Raw genomic sequence first — 25,800 nt, 5'->3', positions numbered from 1 at the left:
AAATCCTGCGCCCAACAAAAAAGCCCCTGAGTGCTCACCCAGGGGCCTTTTGCATTTCCACGAACCCGCTTACGCCGCTTTCGCTTCCTGCTGGCTCAACGAGCGGTTCAGGGCACTGAACAGTGCCTTGAAGCTGGCCGTGGTGATGTTTTCATCAATGCCCACGCCATGCACCGGACGCTCGCCATTCACACGCAGCTCAATGTAGGCCGCTGCCTTGGCGTTGGTGCCTGCCCCGATGGCATGTTCGTTGTAGTCCATGATCTCTACGCCAATCGGCAAGCCAGCCACCAGCGCTTCCAGAGCGCCGTTGCCTTTGCCTTTCCAGTGCAGGTTGGTTTCGCCCTGGCCTTTGCCCGAGACTTCCACTTCGACAAAGCTGTTGCCGTTTTCTTCCTGCAGACGATGGCTGACCAGCGCGTACGGCGTGTTGGCTTGCAGGTATTCACGTTGCAGCAAGGCGTAGATCTGTGGCGCGGTCATCTCAAGACCCACGCGGTCGGTTTCAGCCTGGACCACCTGGCTGAATTCGATCTGCATGCGGCGCGGCAAGCTGATGTCGTATTCCTGCTCCAGCAGGTAGGCGATGCCGCCTTTGCCCGACTGGCTGTTCACACGAATCACCGCTTCGTAGCTGCGGCCAATGTCGGCCGGGTCGATCGGCAAATACGGCACTTCCCACAGCGCGTCGGCTTTCTGCTGGGTGAAGCCCTTGCGGATCGCGTCCTGGTGGGAGCCAGAGAACGCGGTGTGCACCAGATCGCCGACGTATGGGTGGCGTGGGTGCACTTGGATCTGGTTGCATTCCTCGACGACTTTGCGCACGCCGTCGATGTCGGAGAAGTCCAGTTGTGGGTCGAGACCCTGGGTGTACATGTTCAGTGCCACGGTCACGAGGTCGACGTTACCGGTGCGCTCGCCGTTGCCGAACAGGCAGCCTTCGACACGGTCGGCGCCGGCCATCAGGCCCAGTTCGGTGGCGGCTACGCCGGTGCCACGGTCGTTGTGCGTATGCAGACTGATGATCACGCTGTCGCGGCGGTTGATATGACGACCGAACCACTCGATCTGGTCGGCATAGATGTTCGGCGTCGCGCACTCGACGGTGGCGGGCAGGTTGAGGATCATCTTGTGCTCAGGCGTCGGGTTCCACACCTCGATCACCGCGTCACACACTTCTTTGGCGAACTCCAGCTCAGTGGCGCTGAAGGTTTCCGGGGAATATTCGAAGGTCCATTGGGTTTCCGGCTGCTGGGCGGCGTATTTGACGAACAGCTTGGCGGCGTTGACCGCAATGGCCTTGATGCCGTCCTTGTCCTGATTGAACACGATGCGGCGGAAGGACGGCGAAGTGGCGTTGTACAAGTGCACGATGGCCTTTTTGGCGCCGCGCAGGGATTCGAAGGTGCGTGCGATCAAGTCTTCACGGCCCTGGGTCAGCACCTGGATGGTGGTGTCCTCGGGGATATGGTTGTCTTCGATCAGGGTGCGCACGAAGTCAAAGTCGGTTTGCGAAGCAGCCGGGAACGAGGCTTCGATTTCCTTCACGCCCACCGCAACCAGGGTCTTCCAGAAACGCAGTTTTTTTGCGGCGTCCATCGGCTCGATCAGCGACTGGTTGCCATCACGCAAGTCGGAACTGCACCAGATCGGCGCTTCGGTGATGGTTTTCGACGGCCAGGTGCGGTCCGGGATATCGATGGTCGGGAACGCACGGTACTTCGAAGACGGGTCTTTGAGCATGCTCATCGGGAAATCCTTTGTTGTAGGGGCCGAGAAAAGGCGGCCTGCCGTAGAACTGTTTTTAGGGATAAAGCAAGAAGACGAGGCAGATCGATTCAGCCTGGCAGTCGTGCGCTGACGAGGCACAGGCTGCGGTGCTGGCGGAGCTGAATGAGGGTGTGAGAGGTTTTCATAAGCTCAACCCTAACCGCCGGGGTGAAAGATGGCAAGCTGTCGAGAAAAATTGAGATAAGTTCTGCTATCTGGCGGGCGTGCGAGATTTTATGGCGGGTTTGTAGCTGAGAGTTGATTTTAATTGCGTGGCCTTTATTAGGGGCGCAATTGTGTTGGCAGACCTGGCGCCATCGCGGGCAAGCCCGGCTCCCACAGGGAATCGCGATCACCTGTGGGAGCCGGGCTTGCCCGCGATGAGGCCGGTATGTTCAATATTTATATCAGGGCTGGAACGCGCCAATAAAGATCGCCGGGTCGACTCGTGCATCGTTAAGGCTGATGTTCCAATGCATGTGCGGCCCGGTGGCGCGGCCCGTCGAGCCGACCTTGCCCACCACCGCGCCGCGCGCCAGTTGGTCGCCCACCTTCACGTCGATCTTGGACATATGGCAGAACATGCTGATAAAGCCCTGGCCATGGTCGACAAAGACGGTGTTGCCGTTGAAGAAGTAATTGCCGGTAAGGATGACTTTACCGGCCGCCGGGGTCTTGATCGGTGTGCCGGCACCGACGGCGAAGTCGAGGCCCGAATGCGGGTTGCGCTCCTCGCCGTTAAAGAACCGGCGTACGCCAAACTTGCTCGACAGCGGCCCGTTCACGGGTTTATCCAGCAGTAAGTTGCTGGGCGTGTTTGGACTGAAACTGCGGTAAGCCTTGAGCTGGACCGCCAGTTCGCCCTCGATGCGCTTGAGCTGTGCCGGGTCAGGATTGACCTGGCTTTTGTTTTTCAGGGTGATGTGCTGCTCGGGGTATTTCTTGAAGCCCACCACAAACGGCAGGGTTTGCCCACCGCTGGTGAGGCGTTGGGTGCCGGGTTTAACCGTCAGGGGAATCCCGACAATCGCCAGCCAGGTGTTCTGTTCCTTGACCACCAACACCGGCCTGTTCTGATAGGTGGCTTTGGGCGCGGTTGCCGCCGCACCCAGATCGACCACTGCGACGCCGCCCGGCACCGGCTTGTTCAGCAGCCGAGTGATGTAGCTGTCGGCATGGGCATTGAAGGTGAGGCACAACAGCATCAGCAGGCTAAATAGACGGGACATCAATCAATCCAATAACGAAAGGGTGACGGGCGTCAGGTGGTTATCTTCCACCCGCACCTGCAATTGGCCTTCACCGAGGCGCGCGGTCAGGCGCTGGCCGGTGTGGGTTTGCGCGGCGTTGCGGATCGCCTGGCCACGTTCGTCCAGCAAAATGCTATAGCCACGGCCCAGGGTCGCCAGTGGGCTGACCACTTGCAGCGTCTGCACCTGGCTTTGCAGTTGCAAGCGACGCGCCTTGAGGCCTTCGCGCATGGCGCGCGGCAGGCGTTCGGCGAGGCTGTCCAGGCGCTGGCGCAGCAGGGCCAGTTGACGGCCGGGGTGCTGACCGGCGAGGCGGGTTTCCAGGCGGATCAGGCGTTCGCGGCGGGTATTGAGGCTGCGTTCGAAGGCGCGGCGCATGCGCATGTCCAGGTCATCCAGGCGCTGGGCCTGTTGACGCAGACGTTCGCCGGGGTGACGCAGGCGGCGGGCCATGCCTTCCAGGCGCAGGCGCTCGTGACTGAGGCGATTGCGCATCAGCATCACCAGGCGGCGGTGCAGGTTTTCGACCTGGCGCACCAAATGGCTGGCATCGGGGGCGAGCAATTCGGCGGCAGCGGAGGGCGTGGGCGCGCGCACGTCGGCCACGAAGTCGCAGATCGACACATCGGTTTCATGGCCGACGGCGCTGACAATCGGCGTTACGCACGCGTCCACCGCACGCGCCACGGCTTCTTCGTTGAAGCACCACAGATCTTCCAGAGAGCCGCCGCCGCGAGCGAGGATCAACGCGTCGAAGCCGCGTGCGTCGGCCAGCTTGAGGGCGCGCACAATCTGCGACACGGCCTCGCGGCCTTGCACGGCCGTCGGGATCAGCGTTAATTCAACGTTCGGCGCGCGGCGGCCGAACACGCTGATGATGTCGCGGACCACCGCACCTGTGGGCGAACTGATGATGCCAATGCGCCGAGGATGCGCCGGCAGTGGCACCTTGCGTTCGGCACTGAACAAGCCTTCGGCGCTGAGCTTTTCCTTCAACGCATCAAAGGCCAGGCGCAGCGCGCCATCACCGGCGGGCTCTACGGTGTCGAGGATCAATTGATAGTCGCCACGGCCTTCGAACAGCGAGACCTTGCCGCGCACTTTGACCGCCAAACCATCCTTCAAGGCTTGGCGCACCCGTGCGGCATTGTTGCGAAACAACGCGCAACGTACCTGGGCGCCGCTGTCCTTGAGGGTGAAGTACACATGGCCGGACGCCGGGCGGGCGAGGTTGGAGATCTCGCCTTCGACCCAGATATTGGTGAACACGTCTTCCAGCAACACCCGCGCGCGGCCGTTGAGCTGGCTGACAGTCAGGACTTCGCGGTCCAGGCCCAGACGGGCAAAAGGATCTTTAATCATGGGCGGCAGTTTATAGGCATTCGCGCAAGGTTTGGCAGAATTGCTCGACCAGCGCGCTCGGCGTCTGCGCGCAGGCCAGGGCCACGGTGCTGAGGCAGTCCGGATCAGCCAGGGGCAAAAAGTGCAGGTTGGCGGGTGCGATGTCCTGCATGGATTTTGGTAACAAGGCAATTCCGAAACCGGCCTGGATCAGTTGCAGCTGCGTGGTTTTGCGTGACATCACCCGTGCAGCCTTGGGGAAAAATCCTGCGCGCATGCAGAGTTCGGCTGACAGATAACTCAGGCCGCCGCGTTGGGGATGGGGGATCGAGATAAACACTTCGTCCTTGAGCTGTTCCAGTTCGACAGGTGCATTGCTGCGCGCCAGCGCGTGATCAGGCGGCACAGCCAGCACCAGCTGTTCGTTGTACAAGGGCACCACCCGGACACCTTCGCGTTGGCGCAACACCGGTAAGCGCAACAGCCCGACTTCAAGCCGACCCTCGGCGATTTCCTCAAGTTGCGCCTCGGAGGACAGTTTGACGATGTCCATCGACACGCCAGGGCAGCGCTCCAGCCAGGTGCTGATGGCTTTCAACAAGTGCCCGCTCATCGGCACGGTGCTCGAATGGCTCAGGCGCAACGTGCCCAGCTTGCCATGGCCCACCTGGGTGGCCATTTCGCCGGCCTTGAGCAACTCGCTCAGCAGGTTGCGCGCCCGTGGGTAAAAGGCTTCGCCGGCCGCCGTCAGCCGGGGTTGGCGCGCGGTGCGTTCGAACAGTGGCGTTTGCAGCTGGGTTTCCAGCTCTTTGATCTGTCGGCTCAGGGCCGATTGCGCCACAAACAGGCGTTCGGCGGCGGCGCTGAAGCTGCCGCTGTCGGCGATTTCGACGAAGTAGCGCAGTTGGCGAGTGGAAATCACGCGTCATGCCTTTTCGAGATGAGTGGGGGGCTTTGAAGATATTAGTCGCAACACTCGCCGATGGCTAAAGTGCACGTCATCTCTTTCAAGGAAGTGCCCATGAGCCCGGTTGAGCTGATGAGTCAGTGGTCGTTTAGCGGCGTTGATTGGCTGGTGATCGGCCTCGGCATTGTCGTGGCCTACATCGTGTTTGGTATCGCAGGCTTTGGTACGGCGCTGGTCGCGGGGCCGATTCTGATTGTGTTTATGCCGTTGTCGAAAATCATCCCGCTGCTGGTGTTGCTCGACTTTGTCGCGGCCTTTGGCAACCTGCTGCAATCGCGGCGGGAGGTGAACAAGCCGGAGCTGTTGCGATTGCTGCCGTGCATGGCTATCGGTTGCACGCTTGGGGTGGTGTTTTTGCTCAATCTGCATTCGGACCTGTTGCTGCTGTTGATGGGGCTGTTTATCAGCGCCTATGCGATTTACAGCCTGGCGGTAAAGGCGCGGCCGACGCAGCTGGCGGCGGGCTGGTCGATTCCCATGGGCACGGTCGGTGGGTTGTTTGGTGCCTTATTTGGCAGTGGCGGCTTTTTATATGCGATCTACCTGAACAGTCGTTTGCCCAAGGACGCGGCGCGGGCCACGCAAAGTGCGTTGATCAGTTGCAGCACAGTGGTGCGCTTGAGTTTGTTCCTGATTGCCGGGGTGTACGCTGATTGGCCGCTGTTGATGTTGGCGCTGTGCCTGTTGCCGGCGATGGCCCTGGGGCTGTGGGTTGGGCGCAGGCTGACGATGCGGATGTCGCGTGAGGCGTTTGTGCGGTGGGTGACTTGGCTGGTGTTGGCGAGCGGCATTGCGTTGATCGCCCGTTACTTGAGTACTTGACCTGTGGGTGTCAGGGATTAAGCTGCCGGGCTCTAGGGCCTCATCGCGGGCAAGCCCGGCTCCCACAGTTGATCGCATTCCAATGTGGGAGCCGGGCTTGCCCGCGATGAGGCCAGAAGCCACACCGCAGGACTCTCATGAACTCCCAAAGCATCCTTGTCCCGAAAATTTCCACCTTGCCCGTCCACGAACCCCGCGCGCGGGCAATCGTGCGCTGGCTGGTGCGCAAGAACATCATCAAGGAAGAGCTGACCACCTGCGGGCGCACCGGCAATCGCATGGCCTACGCCCTGGCCGACGGCGCCCGTGCCGTGGTGTTGCACCCCGAAGCGCTGCCGTTCAACGAGCCGATCAATGGCCTCGAGATTATCTACAAACGCTGCATCTATACGCCGGCCAAGGGTTTTCTCGAAGAAGCCGGCTGCCCTGAATGCCTCAAGGAAGTCGGCGAGGCGCTGTTCGAAAGCCTGGAAGACTGGATGCCCGGCCACACAGACAACTTCACCTGCCCTTTGTGTGGGCATGAAGACGACATCAACGGGTTTCTGTTCCTGCAGGAATGCGGGTTTTCCAACCTGGGTTTCATTTTCAACAACTGGGCAGAGGCGGGCTTCAAGCAAAGCTTTATCGACGAATTCGCCGATTGGCTGGACCAAAAGATGAGTTGGGTCAAAGTCGAGCTTTAACCCTTCTATCAGTATTACCAAGTTTGTCAGAGTTTTACATTGAGCCTGACAGGGTGCATGTATATAATGGCGCGCTTCCATTTTCCCGCTCGGGAGCCCCCGCGATGCTGCGTATCAGCCAAGAAGCTCTGACATTCGACGACATTCTCCTAGTGCCCGGTTATTCCGAGGTGCTTCCTAACGAAGTCAGTCTCAAGACCCGCCTAACCCGTGGCATCGAGCTGAATATTCCCCTGGTTTCCGCTGCCATGGACACCGTCACCGAAGCCCGTTTGGCAATCGCCATGGCTCAGGAAGGCGGCATCGGCATCATCCACAAGAACATGACCATCGAGCAGCAAGCTGCCGAAGTGCGCAAGGTCAAGCGTTACGAAGCCGGTGTGGTGAAAGATCCAATCACCATCGAAGCCGACGCCACCGTGCGTGACCTGTTCGACCTGACCCGCCTGCACAACATCTCCGGCGTCCCGGTACTGCACGATGGCGACCTGGTCGGCATCGTCACCTCCCGTGACGTGCGTTTCGAGAACCGTCTTGAAGTCACCGTCCGCGAAGTGATGACGCCTAAAGAGCGCCTCGTGACTGTCAAGGAAGGCGCCGACAAGAACGATGTGCGCGAGCTGCTGCACAAGCACCGCATCGAGCGCGTGCTGATCGTCGACGACAAATTCGCCCTCAAAGGCATGATGACCGTCAACGACATCGAAAAAGCCAAGGCTTACCCGCTGGCCAGCAAGGATGACCAAGGTCGTCTGCGCGTTGGCGCTGCGGTCGGCACCGGTAAAGACACCGGCGATCGCGTTTCGGCCCTGGTCGCTGCCGGCGTTGACGTGGTGGTGGTCGACACCGCCCACGGTCACTCCAAAGGCGTGATCGACCGCGTGCGCTGGGTCAAACAGAATTTCCCTGACGTGCAAGTGATCGGCGGCAACATTGCCACCGGCGCTGCCGCCAAGGCCCTGGCCGAAGCGGGCGCCGACGCCGTCAAGGTCGGTATCGGCCCGGGCTCGATCTGCACCACGCGTATCGTCGCCGGTGTGGGCGTGCCACAAATCAGCGCCATCGCCAACGTCGCCGCTGCCCTTGAAGGCACCGGCGTTCCGTTGATCGCCGACGGCGGCATCCGTTTCTCCGGTGACCTGTCCAAGGCCATCGTAGCCGGTGCTTCCTGCGTGATGATGGGCTCGATGTTCGCCGGTACTGAAGAAGCGCCGGGCGAGATCGAACTGTTCCAGGGTCGTTCGTACAAGGCTTACCGCGGCATGGGTTCGCTGGGCGCCATGTCCCAGGCGCAAGGCTCTTCCGACCGTTACTTCCAGGACTCCTCGGCAGGCGCCGAGAAGCTCGTACCGGAAGGCATCGAAGGCCGTGTGCCGTACAAAGGCACCTTGAGCGCGATCATCCATCAACTGATGGGCGGCCTGCGTTCCTCGATGGGCTACACCGGCAGCGCCGACATCGAAGAAATGCGTACCAAGCCTGAGTTTGTACGAATCACCGGCGCCGGCATGGCTGAATCCCATGTCCACGACGTGCAGATCACCAAGGAAGCGCCAAACTACCGCGTAGGTTGAGGCTTCCAGCAAAATGTTAAGTAACCGGGGCTGTTTTATTCAGCCCCGAGTTGTTTCTGAATTACATAGACGAGACTGATCCTCATGGCCCTCGACATTCACGCCCACCGCATCCTGATCCTCGACTTCGGTTCCCAGTACACCCAGCTGATCGCCCGCCGCGTGCGCGAAATCGGCGTGTACTGCGAACTGCACCCGTTCGACATGGATGACGAAGCGATTCGCGAATTCGCCCCTAAAGGCGTCATCCTCGCCGGCGGCCCCGAGTCCGTGCACGAAGCCAACAGCCCGCGCTGCCCGCAAGCCGTATTCGACCTGGGCGTGCCCGTCTTCGGTATCTGCTACGGCATGCAGACCATGGCCGAGCAACTGGGCGGCAAGGTTGAAGGTTCCCAGCTGCGTGAATTCGGTTACGCCCGTGTTGATGTGGTCGGCAAGAGCCGCCTGCTGGACGGCATCGAAGACCACATCGACGCCGACGGCCTGTTCGGCCTCGACGTGTGGATGAGCCACGGTGACAAGGTCACCAAGATGCCGGAAGACTTCCACATCCTGGCCAGCACCCCGAGCTGCCCGATTGCCGGCATGTTCAGCGACGAGCGTCGTTACTACGGCGTGCAGTTCCACCCCGAAGTCACCCACACCAAGCAAGGCGGGCGCATCCTGTCGCGCTTCATCCTCGACATCTGCGAGTGTGAAGCCCTGTGGACTCCGTCGAAAATCGCTGAAGACGCCATCGCCCAGGTTCGCGCCCAGGTCGGCACCGACAACGTGCTGCTTGGCCTGTCCGGCGGCGTTGACTCCTCGGTAGTTGCTGCCCTGTTGCACAAAGCCATCGGCGACCAGCTGACCTGCGTGTTCGTCGACAACGGCCTGCTGCGCCTGCACGAAGGCGAGCAAGTGATGGCCATGTTCGCCGAGAACATGGGCGTCAAGGTGATCCGCGCCAACGCGGAAGACCAGTTCCTGAACAACCTGGCCGGCGAGTCCGATCCAGAGAAGAAGCGCAAGATCATCGGCCGCACCTTCATCGACGTATTCGATGCCCAGTCCAACAAACTGGACAACATCAAGTACCTCGCCCAGGGCACCATCTACCCTGACGTGATCGAGTCGGCCGGCGCCAAGAGCGGCAAGGCTCACGTGATCAAGTCCCACCACAACGTGGGTGGCCTGCCTGAGGAAATGAACCTCAAGCTGGTAGAACCGCTGCGCGAGCTGTTCAAGGACGAAGTCCGCCGTCTGGGCCTGGAACTCGGCCTGCCGTACGACATGGTCTACCGCCACCCATTCCCAGGCCCGGGCCTGGGCGTGCGGATCCTCGGTGAAGTGAAGAAGGAATACGCCGACCTGCTGCGTCGCGCCGACCACATCTTCATCGAAGAACTGCGCAAAGCCGACTGGTACCACAAGGTCAGCCAGGCATTCGTGGTGTTCCAGCCGGTGAAATCGGTGGGCGTTGTGGGCGATGGCCGTCGTTATGCGTGGGTTGTTGCACTGCGTGCGGTGGAAACTATCGACTTCATGACCGCCCGTTGGGCACACCTGCCGTACGAGCTGCTGGAGACTGTCAGCGGCCGTATCATCAATGAGATCGAAGGTATTTCGCGCGTGACGTATGACGTTTCGAGCAAGCCGCCGGCGACGATTGAGTGGGAATGATCCTGCGCTAGCAGGTAAACGCTAAATAACAAAACCCCGGCCATGTGCCGGGGTTTTGCGTTTCAGGCGTCAGGCGTTTAGAAAAACTCATCCAGCAGGCAGTAAAACTTCATCCGCTGCTCATCAGGCTCAACACCATAAAGCTCAAAGAATGGCTTTACCCATTTCGGCCCAACGTTGCGTTCGATGCTGCGTGCCGCCAGGGCCAGGTCTTGATAGCGGTCGCTGATGCCAAGGCGTCCGCAGTCGATAAAGCCGCTGAAACGGCCGTCTGCGGCCATGAAATTCGGCAGGCAGGCGTCACCGTGGGTCACTACCAGGTCGTGGGTGTTGGGCTGGGTCGACAAGAGCTCGGCGAACACATCCTCGAGGCTTCGCCCGAGTCGTTCGTCGTCGAAGTCCGTCTCATCGATCAGCCCGGCATTGACGTGCGCCCGCGCGAGCGCGATGCGCTGTTGCAGGGCGTGATCGAAGGGGCATTGCGCGATGGGTACCTGGTGCAGGGTGCGCAGGGCTGTCGCCAGGATGTCGACGGTCTGCGCGGCGGGCAGCGTGTTGGCGCTGGCCAGGTCCTGCCCAGGCACGGCGGTCATCAGCAGCCAATGGTGGTGGGTGTCTATCAGCTCATCCAGTACAACGGGTGCAGGCAAATTAACCTGCTGGAGCCACCGAAGGCGCTCGATTTCGTCCGCAAGTTCGCTGAACGCCACCAGGGGTTCGGCCTTCAGGAACAAATCCTTACGCCCGACCTGGCGCAGGCGGAACACGTCCGCCCGCGATTCACCGATGGCCTGTTGCTCAATCAGCGCCTGCGCAAACTGTGTACGCCACTTGTCTGGGATATTCACAGTACCTGACCTCTCTGGCCTCAGCGCCGCGCAATATCCGAGAAGTAAAACTTGTCCAGCGTATGCCGCGACTCGGTGTACTCGAACTGCCGCCCATCCTGCAAAAACGTCTGGTTACTCACCACGATCACATGGCTCTGACCTTCGAGGTCCAGGTGGGTCTGATCGTCCTTGCTGCGCGGCAGGGCTTCGATGGTGCGTTGCGCGTAGCTGATCTGCAGCTGCAGCGTTTGTTCGATAAACGCGTAGATGGACTGTTCGGCGATGTCGCGGTCCAGACCGGGGATCAGTTCGGCAACGAAGTGGTTGATGTCGAGGATCACCCGTTTGCCGCCGATGCGCCGTACCCGTTTGATCCGCGTGATCAGAGTGCCGGGTTCGGCCTCGATGTGTTGCAGCAGTGAACCTTCCAGCGGGACTTGGCTGAACTCGACGACTTCGGTGCGTACGTCATCGCCCAGGTCAGCGTGGGTTTCGTGGAAGCTGACGATGCCGCCCAGTTGAAACTCGATCGGGTTGGGCGACAGCACGAACGTGCCCTTGCCGTGAATTTTTTGCGCGAAACCGCGCTCCTGAAGCTGCTCGATTGCGCGACGCACGGTGCCACGGCTGGCCTGGTAGGCGTCCATCAGTTCGGTTTCGGAGGGAAGGCGCGTGCCGCGTTGCAGGCGTTCGGTGGTGATGTTGGCAAGCAGATCCGTATAGATCTGGTTGTATTTGCTCATGGGGATGGCTCTATGCCCGACTTGATGAGGGTGAACTGCGCGTTCAAGGCAGGAACCTTAGTGGCAGAGGTGGGCTTTGTCCATTGGCCGCCTGTGGAATAGAGGAAAAGTCTGACTCCACATTCAGAAAATTAAACTATTTGTAACTCGTACAGACGAGTTGTTGCTTTAACTCGTACAGACGAGTACTTTTGCCCTCGGCGTGCTGCCAATGACTGCCCCCAAATAAAAAAATCAAAGTGGAAACCAAGCATGAGCCACGACTATTCGACTATTGCTCGCGAGATTCTCGAGAACCTTGGGGGCAGCGACAACCTTGAGCAGGCTGCCCATTGCGTGACCCGCCTGCGCCTGGCGCTCAAGGACCCGAGCCTGGTCAACAGCAGTGCGTTGAACCAGGTCGATCTGGTCAAGGGGTCGTTCTTCACCGGCGGCCTGTTCCAGGTGGTGATAGGCCCCGGTGAAGTGGAGCGGGTTTACGCCGCCCTGCGCGAGCAGACCGGTCTTGCCGCCTCCACCATCGCCGACGTGAAAAAGAAAAGCGCTGACAAGATCAACCCTATGCAGCGCCTGGTGCGGGTGTTCTCCGATGTGTTCATGCCGATCCTGCCGGCGCTGATCATTGCCGGCTTGCTCATGGGTGTGAACAACCTGATGGGCGCAAAGGGCATGTTCATCGCGGACAAGACCTTGCTGGAGGCCTACCCGAACCTGGACGGGGTGTGGAGCCTGATCAACCTGATGGCCAACACTTCGTTTGTGTTCCTGCCCGCGCTGGTGGGCTGGTCGGCGGCCAAGCGGTTTGGCGGCAGTGAAATACTCGGCATCGTGCTCGGCCTGATGCTGGTGCACCCGGACCTGCTCAATGCCTGGAACTACGGTAAGGCGGTCAGCGGGCTTGATGGTCAGAGCATGCCGTACTTCGATATTTTCGGCTGGTTCAAAATCGAGAAGGTGGGCTATCAGGGGCAAATACTGCCGATCCTGATGGCCGCCTATGTCATGAGCGTCATCGAGAAATGGCTGAAGGCGCGTGTACCCAATGCCATTCAATTGCTGGTGATTCCAATCACCACCATTGTCGTCACGGGCGTGCTGGCGCTGGCGATTATCGGCCCTGTGACCCGTCACCTGGGCATCCTGATCACCCAAGGCCTGGTCACGCTGTTCGACCTGGCGCCAATGTTGGGCGGGGCGATATTCGGTCTGCTGTTTGCACCGCTGGTGATCACCGGCATGCACCACATGTTCCTTGCCGTGGACCTGCAATTGATCGCCATTCAGGGTGGCACCTTTATCTGGCCAATGATCGTCATGTCTAACCTGGCCCAGGGCAGTGCGGCGCTTGGGGTGTTCTACATGACGCGCAATGCACGAGACAAAAGCATGGCGTCCACCTCCGCAATCTCCGCTTACTTCGGCATCACTGAACCGGCGATGTTCGGCATCAATCTGCGCTTCAAGTTTCCGTTCTATTCAGCGTTGCTCGGCTCGGCCATGGCCAGTGTTTTCCTGGCGATGAACCAGGTCCAGGCCTCTGCCATTGGGGTGGGCGGCTTGCCTGGCTTTATCTCGATTATTCCGCAGTTCATCCCGGTGTTTTTGATTGGGATGTCGATCGCGATTGTCGTGCCGTTTGTTTTGACCTGTGTGTTGAGCATGAAGATTGTTCGGCCTGGATACAGGGTCGCCTGACCTACCGCTAGCGCAGGCAAGCCAGCTCCCACAGTTGATCGCATTTCAAATTGAAGGAACCCACCATGCAAAACTGGCAGCACTCGGTGATCTACCAGATCTACCCAAAAAGCTTCCACAGCCACGCGGGTAACGCCACCGGTGACCTGCTGGGCATCGTGGACAAGCTCGATTACCTGAAATGGCTGGGCGTGGATTGCCTGTGGATCACCCCATTCCTGCGCTCGCCGCAGCGCGACAACGGCTATGACATCAGCGACTACTACGCCATCGACCCAAGCTACGGGACCATGGCCGACTGCGACCTGCTGATCAGCGAAGCGGCCAAGCGCGGCATCACGCTGATGCTCGACATCGTGGTCAACCACACCTCCATCGAGCACGAGTGGTTCCAGCAGGCGCGCAGCAGCCTCGATAACCCGTACCGCGACTTCTATATCTGGCGCGACCAGCCAAACAACTGGGAGTCAAAGTTCGGCGGCTCCGCCTGGGAATACGAAGCGCAAACCGGCCAGTACTTCCTGCACCTGTTCGACCACACCCAGGCCGACCTCAATTGGGACAACCCCAAGGTGCGCGCCGAAGTGTTCAAGTTGATGCGCTTCTGGCGCGACAAGGGCGTGGGCGGTTTCCGCCTGGACGTGATCAACCTGATCTCCAAGCCCGCCGATTTCCCCGAAGACAACACTGATGGTCGTCGCTTCTACACCGACGGCCCGAACGTGCACGAATACCTGCAGGAAATGCACCGCGAAGTCTTCGAAGGGCATGACCTGATCAATGTCGGCGAGATGTCGTCCACCAGCCTGGAACACTGCATTCGCTACTCCAATCCTGAGTCGAAAGAGCTGTCGATGACCTTCAACTTTCATCACTTGAAGGTCGACTACCCGAACCTGCAAAAGTGGGTGAAGGCCGACTTTGATTTCCTGCAGCTCAAGCAGATTTTCTCTGACTGGCAACTGGGCATGCAGGCCGGTGGTGGCTGGAATGCGCTGTTCTGGTGTAACCACGACCAACCGCGGGTGGTCTCGCGTTTTGGTGACGACGGCGAGCACCGCGTGGTCTCGGCCAAGATGCTCGCCACGGCGCTGCACTTCCTTCAGGGCACGCCGTATGTGTACCAGGGCGAAGAGTTGGGCATGACCAATCCTGGCTTCAACACGATCGAGCAGTACCGCGATGTCGAGACCCTGAACATCTTCCGGCTCAAGCGCGATGCCGGTGAGTCCGAGGCCTCGAGCATGGCGGCGATCATGCAGAAGTCGCGCGACAACGGCCGCACGCCGATGCAGTGGAGCACTGAAGTCAACGCCGGTTTCAGCAGCGGTGAACCCTGGATCGGTATTCCAGCCAACGCGGCGCAGATCAACGTCGAAAGCCAACGGGATGACCCGGATTCGGTGCTGCATCACTACCGTGCGCTGATTGCGTTGCGTCGGCATGAGCCGCTGATTCAGGCGGGGGTTTATCGCCCACTGCTGCAAGACCACCTTCAGGTCTGGGCCTACCTGCGCGAAGGCCATGGCGAGCGCTTGCTGGTGGTGAACAACTTCTATGGCAAACCCTGCGAAATCCAGCTGCCGCAAGGCGTGATCAACGCGTCGAGCGCGCAGCGCCTGCTGATCAGCAACTACCCCGATTGCCCGTTGCGTACGGCCACGGTGGTGTTGCGCCCCTATGAATCTTTCGTCCTGCACCTGACCGACTGAACCACCGCGGGTCACCCGTAGGAGCCCACTTGCCGGCGATAGCGCCCTGAGCGCGCCATTGCCAGCGAGCAGGCCCCTGCACGCCGCGCGAAAGACAAAAAGTAAGAAAAAAATAAAAATAAAAGGAGTGCTTCATGAAAACAACAATAAAGCTGGGCCTCATTGCGTCATGCCTCACCGCACCTTTTGCCGCGCAGGCCCTGGAATTTGCCGGTTACTTGCGCAGCGGCGCGGGCACTTCAACGGGCAGTGGCAAGCAGCAGTGCTTCCAGTTGCCGGGGGCGCAATCCAAATACCGTCTGGGTAACGAATGCGAGCAGTACGCCGAGCTTGAGCTGCGCCAGGACCTGCTGACCCTCGATGACGGCTCGGTGCTCAGCGTCGATGCCATGGCATCGCTGTACAACAAGTACGACCGTGCCCTGAAGTTCCAGGGCGAAGACAACGGCTCGGCGCGCATGCCGCAGATGTATGCGCAGTGGTCCAATTTGCCCAGCCTCAATGGCGGCTCGGTGTGGGCGGGCCGGCGTTACTACAAACGTAACGACATCCATATCTCCGACTTCTACTACTGGAACCAGAGCGCCACGGGCGGCGGCGTCGAGGACGTGCTGATCGGCGACCTCAAATACAGCTACGCCATTTCCCGCAAGGACAACCTATACCAGAAGGAATACGCCACCCGTCACGACTTCAACGTCGCGGGGTTCAAGACCAACCCCGGCGGTGAGCTGGAGTTTGGCTTGAGCTACATCGAAAAAGCCGGCGGGCGCGACGCCAACAGCGGTTGGGCAATCACGGCGCAGCATGTGCAAAAAACTTTCCTGGGCGGCAAGAACAAGTTTGCCTTGCAGTACGGCGAAGGCCCCGGCACGGGCTTGGGCTACACCGGCAACACCGCGTTGGATAACAGCAGTAAAAGCTACCGCGCCGTGGAGTTTTTCGACTGGCAGGTGACCCCGCGTTTCGGCGGGCAGGTCGAGGCGGTGTATCAAAAAGATATTCGCCCTGGCAGCCAGGACCAAACCTGGATGTCCATCGGCGTGCGCCCGGCGTATGCCATCAGCGAGCAGTTCAAACTGGTCACCGAACTTGGGCATGATCAGGTCGACGCCACCGGTGGCACGCGCAAGCTGAGCAAATTCACCTTCGCCCCGACCTGGTCGCCCAATGGCCCGGATTTCTGGGCGCGGCCGGAAGTGCGTTTGTACTACACCTATGCAACCTGGAACGAAGCGGCCAAGCGCGCGGCGAATGAATTGGCGGCGGGCTCGGCGTTGTCCGACACCGGCGCCTACGGCACAGCGCGGCATGGCTCGAATGTGGGTGTGCAGGTCGAATACTGGTGGAAATAACGCGGATTTAAGTGAATGAGTTTTATGTGGGAGCTGGCTTGCCTGCGATAGCAACACCTCGGTTCTACTGAGAAACCGAGTCGCCAGCATCGCAGGCAAGCCAGCTCCCACATTGGATCTTCGTTCGCCCTATGATTTTTACAGAACAAAACAGCAGGTGAAGTCATGACCACAACGCAACCCCTGGAACTGCTGGCGCCGCTATCGGGTGTGCTGCTGGCGCTGGATCAGGTGCCCGACCCGGTGTTCGCCAGTCGCATGATCGGCGACGGCCTGTGCATCGATCCCACCTCGCAGACCCTTTGCGCGCCGCTGGCCGGGGTGATCAGCAGTCTTCAGGACAGTGGCCATGCGGTCAGCGTTACCGACGACAACGGCGTCCAGGTGCTGATGCATATCGGCCTGGACACGGTGAACCTGGCAGGCCAGGGCTTCACGCGGCTGGTGCAGGAAGGCCAGCGAGTGGAAGCTGGGCAGCCGCTGATTGAATTCGATGCCGATTACGTGGCGCTCACTGCGCGCAGTTTGTTGACCTTGATGCTGGTGGTCAGCGGCGAGCCGTTTACGCTGTTGGCGCCCGACGGCAATTGCGTGGATGTTGGCCAGCCGCTGCTGCGAGTATCCCCCGGCGAGGCAACTGCAGCAGTCGCGCAGGAGGAGGGTGAGGCCCTGTTCTCCAAGCCGCTGAGCTTGCCCAACGCCAACGGCTTGCACGCCCGCCCTGCGGCAGTGCTTGCCCAGGCGGCCAAGGGTTTTAAGGCGAGCATTTACTTGCACAAGCAAACCCAAAGCGCCAACGCAAAATCCCTGGTGGCGATCATGGCGCTGCAAACCGCACAGGGCGACACCTTGCAGGTCAGTGCGGCGGGTAACGATGCCGACGCGGCGATCAAGGCATTGGTCGCGCTGTTGGCCGAGGGCTGCGGCGAAACGGTTGCGGCACCGGCGCAGGTGATTGAGGCAGTCGCGCCCGTGTCGTCGGCCGCGTTGCTGCGTGGCGTGTGTGCGTCACCGGGTTCGGCATTTGGCCAGGTTGTGCAGGTGGCAGAACCGGAGCTGAACATCATTGAAAACGGCACGGGCGAAACCGCCGAGCGCGACGCGTTGACGCGTGGCCTGCTGGCGGCGACCGAGGCGCTGCAAACCCTGCAAGCCAAGGCGGCCGGCAGCGCCCAGGCCGAAATTTTCAGGGCCCATCAGGAGTTGCTCGAAGACCCGACCCTGCTGGAGCAAGCCCACGGCCTGCTGGCCGAAGGCAAAAGCGCCGCCTTTGCCTGGAACAGCGCCACCGTTGCCACCGCCAAGCTGTTCCAGGGCCTGGGCAATGCGTTGCTCGCCGAGCGCGCGGCGGATTTGGCCGATGTCGGCCAGCGCGTGTTGAAGCTGATTCTCGGTATCCAGGACCGCGCATGGGACTTGCCCGAGCAGGCCATCCTGATCGCCGAGCAACTGACGCCGTCACAAACCGCCAGCCTGGATACACGCAAGGTGCTGGGGTTTGTCACTGTCGGCGGCGGCGCGACCAGTCATGTGGCGATCCTCGCCCGTGCGCTCGGCCTGCCGGCGATTTGCGGTGTGCCAGGGCAGGTGTTGGCACTGGCTAATGGCAAACAAGTCCTGCTCGATGCCGACAAAGGCGAGCTGCACCTGGAGCCAGACCTGGCGGAAATCGAAACACTGCAGGCGGCCCGTGATCAGCAAGTGCAGCGCCGCCAGCGTGAGGTGGCGCAGGCGGCCTTGCCGGCCACGACCCGCGACGGTCATCACGTTGAGGTCACGGCCAACGTCGCTTCATTGCAGGAAGTGGAGCAGTCCCTGGCCCTGGGCGGTGAAGGCGTCGGCCTGCTGCGTTCGGAATTTCTCTACCTGGACCGCAACCGCGCACCCAGCCCCGAGGAGCAAGCGGGCACCTACAGCGCCATCGCCCGCGCCCTGGGCACTCAGCGCAATTTGGTCGTGCGCACCCTGGACGTGGGGGGCGACAAGCCGTTGGCCTATGTACCGATGGAAAGCGAGACCAACCCGTTTTTGGGCTTGCGCGGTATCCGCCTGTGCCTGGAGCGCCCCGAGCTCCTGCGCGAACAGTTTCGCGCGATCCTTGCCAGCGCCGGTTTGGCGCGGCTGCACATCATGTTACCGATGGTCAGTCTGCTCTCGGAGCTGCACCTGGCGCGCAGGATTCTTGAAGAGGAAGCGCTGGCGCTGGGGCTTGAAGCGTTGCCGAAGCTGGGCATCATGATCGAGGTGCCGTCTGCGGCGCTGATGGCCGATGTCTTTGCCCCGCATGTGGACTTTTTCTCCATCGGCACCAATGACCTCACCCAATACACCTTGGCCATGGACCGTGATCACCCACGGCTGGCCAGCCAGGCTGACAGCTTTCACCCTGCGGTGTTGCGCCTGATCGCCACCACCGTCAAGGCCGCGCATGCCCATGGCAAGTGGGTGGGCGTGTGTGGCGCGTTGGCGTCCGAAGCGTTGGCGGTACCCATGTTGATCGGGCTTGGCGTGGATGAGTTGTCGGTCAGCGTGCCGCTGATCCCGACCATCAAGGCCACCGTGCGCGAGCTGGACCTGGCTGACTGCCAGATCATTGCCCGCCAGGTGCTGGGCCTGGAAGAAGCCGCGCACGTACGCGAGGCCCTGCGCCAGTACCACGCGGCTACCGTTCAAACCTCACCTGTCGTGGAGCACTGAGCATGTTCGAGAAATTGCAGCGGGCGTTCTGGAAAGCCCTGACCCCGGATTTGATTGCCGAGACGGTCGCGGCGCCGACGCCGAGTCTGTTGTCGGCCAGCGTGCTGAGTGCATTGGGTGGCGCGGATAACCTCAAGTCGCAGCAACGCGTGGCGCTGACGCGGGTGCGTGTGCAACTGCAGGATGCGACGCGGTTGGATGAGCCGGCGTTAAAGGCGGCGGGTGTGCCGGGGGTGATGGTGTTGGGCGGCGGCGTCGTGCATTTGCTCACGGGTCTCTGAAGCCAGGCGCAGCTCAAAAATGTGGGAGCGGGCTTGCTCGCGAAGAAGGAGTGCCAGTCACTGAATGTGTCGACTGACACACCGCTTTCGCGAGCAAGCCCGCTCCCCCACGGGTTTTGGAGTGTTTGGGCGAGTGGCTTACAGCTGCGGGTTATCTTCCGGCGGCTTGGTCTTGTCCACGCCCGGCACATGCAAATTGCCGTCGACCACCTGGTTGCCTTCCAGCTGCGGCTGGGTCACCCAGGTGAGGATGTCGTAGTAACGCCGGATGTTCGCCACAAAATGCACCGGCTCACCGCCGCGCGCATAGCCATAGCGGGTTTTGCTGTACCACTGCTTCTGCGCCAGGCGCGGCAGCATCTTCTTCACGTCCAGCCATTTGTTGGGGTTCAGGCCGTCCTTCTTCGCCAATGTGCGCGCGTCTTCGAGATGGCCGGTGCCGACGTTGTAGGCGGCGAGGGCGAACCAGGTGCGATCCGGCTCGGCGATGCTGTCGTCCAGCTCATCCTTGATTTTCGCCAGGTATTTGGCGCCGCCCATGATGCTTTGCTTGGCATCCAGGCGGTTGGACACGCCCATGGCCTGGGCGGTGTTCTGGGTCAGCATCATCAGGCCACGCACGCCGGTCTTGGAGGTGACGGCCGGTTGCCACAGTGATTCCTGATAGCCGATGGCCGCCAATAGGCGCCAGTCGACTTTTTCTTCCTTGGCGTAAGTTCGAAAGTGCTTCTCGTATTTGGGCAGGCGTTGCTGCAAGTGCTGGGCAAAGGTGTAGGCGCCGACGTAACCGAGAACATCGACGTGCCCGTAATAGCGGTCTTTAAGACGCTGCAGGGTGCCGTTCTTTTCCACCTTGTCCAGGTAGCTGTTGATCTCGTTGAGCAGGCTGTTGTCATCGCCTGCCGCCACGGCCCAGCTTTGGTGGCTGGCATTGCCGAGGTCGAAGGCCACGCGCACGTTGGGGAAGTACACCTGGTTCATCGCGACTTCGTTGGAGTCCACCAGGGTCAGGTCGATTTGCCCCTCGTCGACCATGCGCAGCAGGTCGACGACTTCAACGGCGTCGGACTCTTCGTATTCAATCGCGGGATTTTGCTTTTTCAGCTCGGCCAATTGCTCGGCGTGGGTGCTGCCCTTGAGCACCATGATCTTCTTGCCCACCAGGTCGGCTGCGGTGGTGGGGCGCGACTGGCCGTTGCGGTAGATGATCTGCGGCGTTACTTCCAGGTAAGGGTGCGAGAAGCGCACCTGTTGTTCGCGCTGTTCGCTGCTGACCAGACCGGCGGCGGCCAGAACCGGGCCGTTGGGTTTGCCCAATTGGCCGAACAGGTCATCAAGGTTGTCGGCGGTCTCGATTTCCAGCTTCACGCCCAGGTCGTCGGCAAACCGCTTGACCAGTTCGTATTCGAAACCGGTTTCACCGTTGCGGTCCTGGAAATACGTGGCCGGGCTGTTTCGGGTGATCACCCGCAATACGCCATCCTCCTTGATTCGCTCGAGCGTGCTGGGTTTATCAACACAGGCGCTGAGCATCAGGAAGAGTCCGGTTGCGATCAGCCATTTGGCGCATCGCGGGCGCAAAGCAGTAGGGGAGAACATCTGCGCAGTATACGCAAACGACCCTCAGCGCCATATCTCGACAGCAGCGGACTTGTCTGCTAGCGCCCGCAGAACCGGGCTGCAGCCCGCAGAAACGCGGGTTGGCGAGGGTTTGTGACGGTTAAAATAACTGCGCGCCCAGCCCCGGAAAATGCCCCGATACTGTGCAAACCGTGCCAACTGACGTTCGGCAGCGGCCAGCCGTGCCGTTTCGGGTGCCGTTGGCGATGGTTTACGCTAGAATGCACGGCCTCAAAGCACACCCCCTTCCCGAGGCTGTCCCGAAGATGTTGATCCTGCGCGGCGCTCCTGCCCTTTCTGCCTTTCGCCACAGCAAACTCCTTGAGCAACTGAGCCAGAAGGTTCCAGCGGTTACAGGCTTGTATGCTGAATTTGCTCACTTCGCCGACGTCACCGGCGTGTTGACCGCCGACGAACAGCAAGTGCTGGCGCGCCTTCTGAAGTACGGCCCAAGCGTTCCCGTTCAAGAGCCTGACGGCCGCTTGTTCCTGGTTCTGCCGCGGTTCGGCACCATCTCGCCCTGGTCGAGCAAGGCCAGTGATATCGCCCGCAACTGTGGCCTGGAAAAAATCCAGCGCCTGGAGCGCGGTATCGCTTTCTATGTTGCCGGCCAGTTCAGCGATGCCGAAGCCGAGCTGATCGCCAGCAGCCTGCACGACCGCATGACGCAGATCATCGTCAGCCAGCTGGAACAGGCTGCCGGCCTGTTCAGCCACGCCGAACCCAAGCCGCTGACTGCGATTGACGTGCTCGGCGGTGGCCGCGCCGCCCTCGAGAAGGCCAACACCGAACTGGGCCTGGCCCTGGCCGAAGACGAGATCGACTACCTGGTCAACGCCTTCAACGGCTTGAAGCGCAACCCGCACGACATCGAGCTGATGATGTTTGCGCAGGCCAACTCCGAGCATTGCCGTCACAAGATCTTCAACGCCAGTTGGGACATCGACGGCCAAAGCCAGGAAAAAAGCCTGTTCGGCATGATCAAGAACACCTACGTGATGCACAGCGAAGGCGTTCTGTCGGCTTATAAGGACAACGCCTCGGTGATCGTCGGCTCGGTGGCCGGCCGTTTCTTCCCGGACCCTGAGACCCGCCAGTACGGCGCGGTGCAGGAGCCGGTGCACATCCTGATGAAGGTTGAGACCCACAACCACCCGACCGCAATTGCCCCGTTCCCGGGCGCAGCTACGGGTTCGGGCGGCGAAATCCGCGACGAAGGCGCCACCGGCCGTGGCGCCAAGCCAAAGGCGGGCCTGACCGGTTTCACCGTGTCCAACCTGCAGATCCCAGGTTTCGAACAGCCGTGGGAAGTGCCGTACGGCAAGCCTGAGCGCATCGTGACCGCGCTGGACATCATGATCGAAGGCCCGCTGGGCGGCGCCGCGTTCAACAACGAATTCGGGCGTCCGGCCCTGACCGGTTACTTCCGTACCTTTGAACAGTCCATCACCACCCCGCGTGGCGATGAAGTGCGCGGCTACCACAAGCCAATCATGTTGGCCGGCGGCATGGGCAACATCCGTGAAGAACACGTCAAGAAAGGCGAGATTCTGGTCGGCTCCAAGCTGATCGTACTCGGCGGCCCGGCCATGTTGATCGGCCTGGGCGGCGGCGCTGCTTCCTCCATGGCCACCGGCACCAGCTCGGCCGACCTGGATTTTGCTTCCGTACAGCGCGAAAACCCAGAGATGGAACGCCGCTGCCAGGAAGTCATCGACCGTTGCTGGCAGCTGGGTGACAAGAACCCGATCAGCTTCATCCACGACGTCGGCGCCGGCGGTTTGTCCAACGCCTTCCCGGAACTGGTCAACGATGGCGAGCGTGGCGGTCGTTTCGAACTGCGCAACATTCCAAACGACGAGCCGGGCATGGCCCCGCACGAAATCTGGAGTAACGAATCCCAGGAACGCTACGTACTGGCCGTCGGCCCTGAAGACTTCGCGCGCTTCCAGGCCATCTGCGAGCGTGAGCGTTGCCCGTTTGCCGTGGTCGGCGAAGCCACTGCCGAGCCGCAACTGACGGTCACCGACAGCCACTTCGGCAACAGCCCGGTCGACATGCCGCTGGAAGTGCTGCTGGGCAAAGCCCCGCGCATGCACCGTTCGGCGGTGCGTGAAGCCGAGCTGGGCGACGACTTCGACCCAAGCACTCTCGAACTGGCCGACAGCATCGAACGCGTGCTGCACCACCCGGCCGTGGCGAGCAAAAGCTTCCTGATCACCATCGGCGACCGCACCATCACCGGCCTCGTGGCCCGTGACCAAATGGTTGGCCCATGGCAAGTGCCGGTGGCCGACGTTGCCGTCACCGCCACCAGCTTCGACGTCTACACCGGTGAAGCCATGGCCATGGGCGAGCGCACGCCGTTGGCCCTGCTGGACGCCCCGGCGTCGGGCCGCATGGCCATTGGTGAAACCCTCACCAACATCGCCGCCTCCCGCATCGGCAAGCTGTCCGACATCAAACTGTCGGCCAACTGGATGTCCGCTGCCGGTCACCCAGGTGAAGACGCGCGCCTGTACGACACCGTCAAGGCTGTCGGCATGGAGCTGTGCCCTGAGCTGGGCATCACCATTCCGGTGGGCAAGGACTCGATGTCCATGGCCACCCGTTGGAACGAAGACGGCACCGACAAGAGCGTGACCTCGCCGCTGTCGTTGATCGTTACCGGTTTTGCACCGGTGACCGACATCCGCCAGACCCTGACCCCGCAACTGCGCATGGACAAGGGCACCACCGATCTGATCCTGATCGACCTGGGCCGTGGCCAGAACCGCATGGGCGCCTCGATCCTCGCGCAAACCCACGGCAAGCTCGGCAAGCACGCGCCGGATGTGGATGACGCCGAAGACCTGAAAGCCTTCTTCGCCGTGATCCAGGGCTTGAACGCCGACGGCCACCTGCTGGCTTACCACGACCGTTCCGACGGCGGCTTGCTGACCAGCGTTGTAGAACTGGCGTTTGCCGGTCACTGCGGCCTGAACATCGTGCTCGACAGCGTTGCCGAGGATGCGTCCGAAATCAACGGCATCCTGTTCAACGAAGAGTTGGGCGCCGTGATCCAGGTTCGCCAGGACGCCACGCCAGACGTGCTTGCACAATTCAGCGCCGCCGGCCTGGACGACTGCGTGGCAGTGATCGGTCAGCCGATCAACAACGGTGAGGTCAACATCTCCTTCAATGGCGACACTGTGTTTGCCGGCCAGCGCCGTCTGCTGCAACGCCAGTGGGCCGAGACCAGCTACCAGATCCAACGCCTGCGTGACAACGCCGACTGCGCCGAGCAGGAATTCGACGTGATCCTGGAAGAAGACAACCCGGGCCTGAGCACCAAGCTCAGCTTCGACGTCAACCAGGACATCGCCGCGCCTTACATCAAAAAAGGCATTCGCCCACAAGTTGCGGTACTGCGTGAGCAGGGCGTCAACGGCCAGGTAGAAATGGCGGCTGCGTTCGACCGCGCCGGCTTCAATGCGATCGACGTGCACATGAGCGACATCCTCGCCGGTCGCGTTGACCTCAACGCGTTCAAAGGCCTCGTCGCCTGTGGCGGTTTCTCCTACGGCGACGTGCTGGGTGCCGGTGAAGGCTGGGCCAAGTCGGCCCTGTTCAACAGCCGTGCGCGTGATGCGTTCCAAGGCTTCTTCGAGCGTAACGACAGCTTCACACTGGGTGTGTGCAACGGTTGCCAGATGATGTCCAACCTCAGCGAACTGATCCCGGGCAGCGAGTTCTGGCCGCACTTTGTGCGTAACCGTTCCGAGCAGTTCGAAGCCCGTGTGGCCATGGTGCAGGTGCAGGAGTCCAACTCGATCTTCCTGCAAGGCATGGCCGGTTCGCGCATGCCAATCGCCATCGCCCACGGCGAAGGCCATGCCGAGTTCGAAAGCGAAGAAGCGTTGCTCGAAGCCGACCTGTCCGGCTGCGTGGCCATGCGCTTCGTCGATAACCACGGCAAGGTCACCGAAAGCTACCCGGCCAACCCGAACGGCTCGCCGCGCGGGATCACCGGCCTGACCAGCCGCGACGGTCGCGTGACCATCATGATGCCGCACCCGGAGCGTGTATTCCGCGCCGTGCAGAACTCGTGGCGCCCGGAAGAGTGGAACGAAGACGGCGCCTGGATGCGCATGTTCCGCAACGCCCGCGTGTGGGTGAACTAAGGCGGTGTACAAGCTCGCTTTCTTTGTGCCCGCAAGCCATGTGGAGACGGTGAAAACCGCCGTCTTCGCTGCTGGCGGCGGGCGCATCGGCAACTACGACAGCTGCGCCTGGCAAGTGCTGGGCCAGGGCCAATTCCGCGCGTTGGACGGCAGTCAGCCGTTTATCGGGCAGGTGGGCCAGGTTGAAGTGGTTGAAGAATGGAAGGTTGAGCTGGTGGTGGCGGATGAATTGATCGTGGCTGTAGTGGCTGCGCTCAAACTGAGTCACCCGTATGAGACACCGGCGTATGAGGTCTGGCAGCTGGCGGATTTTTGATGCGCTGGCTGTGAAAACAAGAAACCCGCTGGGCCAGTTTGGTCAGCGGGTTTTTTGTTGGCTGTGATGGCCTCTTCGCGAGCAAGCCCGCTCCCACATTTGACCGCATTGCCACGTCGGGCACCGATCAAACTGTGGGAGCGGGCTTGCTCGCGAAGGCGTCGGGACAGGCACCTCAGACCTTTCCCACATGCCTTTCAGGTTGTCCCTCGGAACTGGCCTCACTAATCTTCTCGGGTCGCTGCCAATGTGGCGACCGGGACTGCAAGCCCGCCGAAACCTCACCAGTTACTCCTAAGCGCCTTTATAATTGCGG

The 25,800-nt window shown here is 61.0% G+C and carries 18 protein-coding genes; 11 read left to right on the top strand and 7 right to left on the bottom strand.

The genetic code is table 11. The features are described 5' to 3' along the window. Positions 1 to 69 precede the first annotated feature (69 nt). The 4 genes from leuA to C4J83_RS24900 form a co-directional block, all read right to left on the bottom strand. Positions 70 to 1,749, bottom strand: coding sequence for a 2-isopropylmalate synthase (gene leuA / locus C4J83_RS24920; RefSeq protein WP_083356880.1), 1,680 nt, complete (start codon positions 1,747 to 1,749; stop codon positions 70 to 72). Positions 1,750 to 2,177: 428 nt separating this feature from the next. Then, complete coding sequence (locus tag C4J83_RS24910) at positions 2,178 to 2,999, bottom strand: peptidoglycan DD-metalloendopeptidase family protein (protein WP_124418414.1); 822 nt, start codon at positions 2,997 to 2,999, stop codon at positions 2,178 to 2,180. A 3-nt stretch (positions 3,000 to 3,002) separates the two neighbouring features. Then, complete coding sequence (gene xseA, locus C4J83_RS24905) at positions 3,003 to 4,382, bottom strand: exodeoxyribonuclease VII large subunit (RefSeq protein ID WP_124418413.1); 1,380 nt, start codon at positions 4,380 to 4,382, stop codon at positions 3,003 to 3,005. 10 nt (positions 4,383 to 4,392) lie between these two features. Continuing rightward, on the bottom strand, positions 4,393 to 5,283 hold the full coding sequence (locus C4J83_RS24900; protein ID WP_124418412.1) for a LysR family transcriptional regulator: 891 nt from the start codon (positions 5,281 to 5,283) through the stop codon (positions 4,393 to 4,395). Between the two features lie 99 nt (positions 5,284 to 5,382). On the opposite strand from C4J83_RS24900, the gene C4J83_RS24895 reads away from it, so the two are divergent. The 4 genes from C4J83_RS24895 to guaA all read left to right on the top strand — a co-directional run bounded on the left by C4J83_RS24895 (position 5,383) and on the right by guaA (position 10,072). Further along, positions 5,383 to 6,150, top strand: a complete 768-nt coding sequence (locus C4J83_RS24895) for a sulfite exporter TauE/SafE family protein (protein ID WP_124418411.1) — start codon at positions 5,383 to 5,385, stop codon at positions 6,148 to 6,150. Positions 6,151 to 6,287: 137 nt separating this feature from the next. Beyond that, positions 6,288 to 6,836, top strand: a complete 549-nt coding sequence (locus C4J83_RS24890; RefSeq protein ID WP_015885727.1) for a hypothetical protein — start codon at positions 6,288 to 6,290, stop codon at positions 6,834 to 6,836. Between the two features lie 104 nt (positions 6,837 to 6,940). Continuing rightward, complete coding sequence (gene guaB / locus C4J83_RS24885; RefSeq protein ID WP_016977684.1) at positions 6,941 to 8,410, top strand: IMP dehydrogenase; 1,470 nt, start codon at positions 6,941 to 6,943, stop codon at positions 8,408 to 8,410. 84 nt (positions 8,411 to 8,494) lie between these two features. Beyond that, positions 8,495 to 10,072: a glutamine-hydrolyzing GMP synthase gene (gene guaA / locus C4J83_RS24880; RefSeq protein ID WP_119736843.1), complete on the top strand. Its 1,578-nt coding sequence runs from the start codon at positions 8,495 to 8,497 to the stop codon at positions 10,070 to 10,072. Between the two features lie 77 nt (positions 10,073 to 10,149). Here the strand turns inward: guaA and C4J83_RS24875 are convergent, their stop codons facing one another. Next, on the bottom strand, positions 10,150 to 10,920 hold the full coding sequence (locus C4J83_RS24875) for an APH(3')-II family aminoglycoside O-phosphotransferase (RefSeq protein ID WP_124418410.1): 771 nt from the start codon (positions 10,918 to 10,920) through the stop codon (positions 10,150 to 10,152). Between the two features lie 20 nt (positions 10,921 to 10,940). Further along, entirely contained in the window at positions 10,941 to 11,645 is a 705-nt protein-coding gene (gene treR, locus C4J83_RS24870) for a trehalose operon repressor (RefSeq protein WP_106578287.1), read from the bottom strand. Positions 11,646 to 11,897: 252 nt separating this feature from the next. Between treR and treP the strand changes: the two genes are divergently transcribed. The 5 genes from treP to C4J83_RS24840 all read left to right on the top strand — a co-directional run bounded on the left by treP (position 11,898) and on the right by C4J83_RS24840 (position 19,385). Next, positions 11,898 to 13,340: a PTS system trehalose-specific EIIBC component gene (gene treP, locus C4J83_RS24865; RefSeq protein WP_124418409.1), complete on the top strand. Its 1,443-nt coding sequence runs from the start codon at positions 11,898 to 11,900 to the stop codon at positions 13,338 to 13,340. A 65-nt stretch (positions 13,341 to 13,405) separates the two neighbouring features. Then, entirely contained in the window at positions 13,406 to 15,052 is a 1,647-nt protein-coding gene (gene treC, locus C4J83_RS24860; RefSeq protein ID WP_124418408.1) for an alpha,alpha-phosphotrehalase, read from the top strand. A gap of 134 nt (positions 15,053 to 15,186) precedes the next feature. Beyond that, on the top strand, positions 15,187 to 16,407 hold the full coding sequence (locus tag C4J83_RS24855; RefSeq protein WP_124418407.1) for a maltoporin: 1,221 nt from the start codon (positions 15,187 to 15,189) through the stop codon (positions 16,405 to 16,407). Positions 16,408 to 16,572: 165 nt separating this feature from the next. After that, the gene (gene ptsP, locus C4J83_RS24845) at positions 16,573 to 19,104 is read left to right on the top strand and encodes a phosphoenolpyruvate--protein phosphotransferase (RefSeq protein ID WP_124418406.1); all 2,532 of its coding nucleotides are present in this window, start codon (positions 16,573 to 16,575) and stop codon (positions 19,102 to 19,104) included. Between the two features lie 2 nt (positions 19,105 to 19,106). Beyond that, positions 19,107 to 19,385 carry a PTS sugar transporter subunit IIB gene (locus C4J83_RS24840; protein ID WP_124418405.1) on the top strand — a complete coding sequence of 93 codons (279 nt, stop codon included), beginning with the start codon at positions 19,107 to 19,109 and terminating at the stop codon, positions 19,383 to 19,385. Positions 19,386 to 19,523: 138 nt separating this feature from the next. Here the strand turns inward: C4J83_RS24840 and mltF are convergent, their stop codons facing one another. Then, entirely contained in the window at positions 19,524 to 20,984 is a 1,461-nt protein-coding gene (gene mltF, locus C4J83_RS24835; RefSeq protein WP_106578293.1) for a membrane-bound lytic murein transglycosylase MltF, read from the bottom strand. A 287-nt stretch (positions 20,985 to 21,271) separates the two neighbouring features. Between mltF and purL the strand changes: the two genes are divergently transcribed. Together purL and C4J83_RS24825 are read left to right on the top strand one after the other, a co-directional pair. Further along, entirely contained in the window at positions 21,272 to 25,168 is a 3,897-nt protein-coding gene (purL, locus tag C4J83_RS24830; RefSeq protein WP_124418404.1) for a phosphoribosylformylglycinamidine synthase, read from the top strand. 4 nt (positions 25,169 to 25,172) lie between these two features. Beyond that, positions 25,173 to 25,484, top strand: coding sequence for a YqfO family protein (locus C4J83_RS24825; RefSeq protein ID WP_106578295.1), 312 nt, complete (start codon positions 25,173 to 25,175; stop codon positions 25,482 to 25,484). Positions 25,485 to 25,800 lie beyond the last annotated feature (316 nt).

It is taken from the genome of Pseudomonas sp. LBUM920, from assembly GCF_003852315.1.
GTDB lineage: Bacteria > Pseudomonadota > Gammaproteobacteria > Pseudomonadales > Pseudomonadaceae > Aquipseudomonas.
The sequence above is the reverse complement of the archived record's forward strand: the minus strand, read 5'-3'. Positions and strand labels throughout refer to the sequence as shown.

Coding starts and splice junctions, on each gene's coding strand:
- treC (WP_124418408.1), top strand. CDS start 13,406: ATGCAAAACTGGCAGCACTCGGTGATCTACCAGATCTACCCAAAAAGC.
- xseA (WP_124418413.1), bottom strand. CDS start 4,382: ATGATTAAAGATCCTTTTGCCCGTCTGGGCCTGGACCGCGAAGTCCTG.
- ptsP (WP_124418406.1), top strand. CDS start 16,573: ATGACCACAACGCAACCCCTGGAACTGCTGGCGCCGCTATCGGGTGTG.
- C4J83_RS24910 (WP_124418414.1), bottom strand. CDS start 2,999: ATGTCCCGTCTATTTAGCCTGCTGATGCTGTTGTGCCTCACCTTCAAT.
- leuA (WP_083356880.1), bottom strand. CDS start 1,749: ATGAGCATGCTCAAAGACCCGTCTTCGAAGTACCGTGCGTTCCCGACC.
- C4J83_RS24840 (WP_124418405.1), top strand. CDS start 19,107: ATGTTCGAGAAATTGCAGCGGGCGTTCTGGAAAGCCCTGACCCCGGAT.
- C4J83_RS24855 (WP_124418407.1), top strand. CDS start 15,187: ATGAAAACAACAATAAAGCTGGGCCTCATTGCGTCATGCCTCACCGCA.
- treP (WP_124418409.1), top strand. CDS start 11,898: ATGAGCCACGACTATTCGACTATTGCTCGCGAGATTCTCGAGAACCTT.
- C4J83_RS24895 (WP_124418411.1), top strand. CDS start 5,383: ATGAGCCCGGTTGAGCTGATGAGTCAGTGGTCGTTTAGCGGCGTTGAT.
- guaB (WP_016977684.1), top strand. CDS start 6,941: ATGCTGCGTATCAGCCAAGAAGCTCTGACATTCGACGACATTCTCCTA.
- treR (WP_106578287.1), bottom strand. CDS start 11,645: ATGAGCAAATACAACCAGATCTATACGGATCTGCTTGCCAACATCACC.
- C4J83_RS24890 (WP_015885727.1), top strand. CDS start 6,288: ATGAACTCCCAAAGCATCCTTGTCCCGAAAATTTCCACCTTGCCCGTC.
- mltF (WP_106578293.1), bottom strand. CDS start 20,984: ATGTTCTCCCCTACTGCTTTGCGCCCGCGATGCGCCAAATGGCTGATC.
- purL (WP_124418404.1), top strand. CDS start 21,272: ATGTTGATCCTGCGCGGCGCTCCTGCCCTTTCTGCCTTTCGCCACAGC.
- guaA (WP_119736843.1), top strand. CDS start 8,495: ATGGCCCTCGACATTCACGCCCACCGCATCCTGATCCTCGACTTCGGT.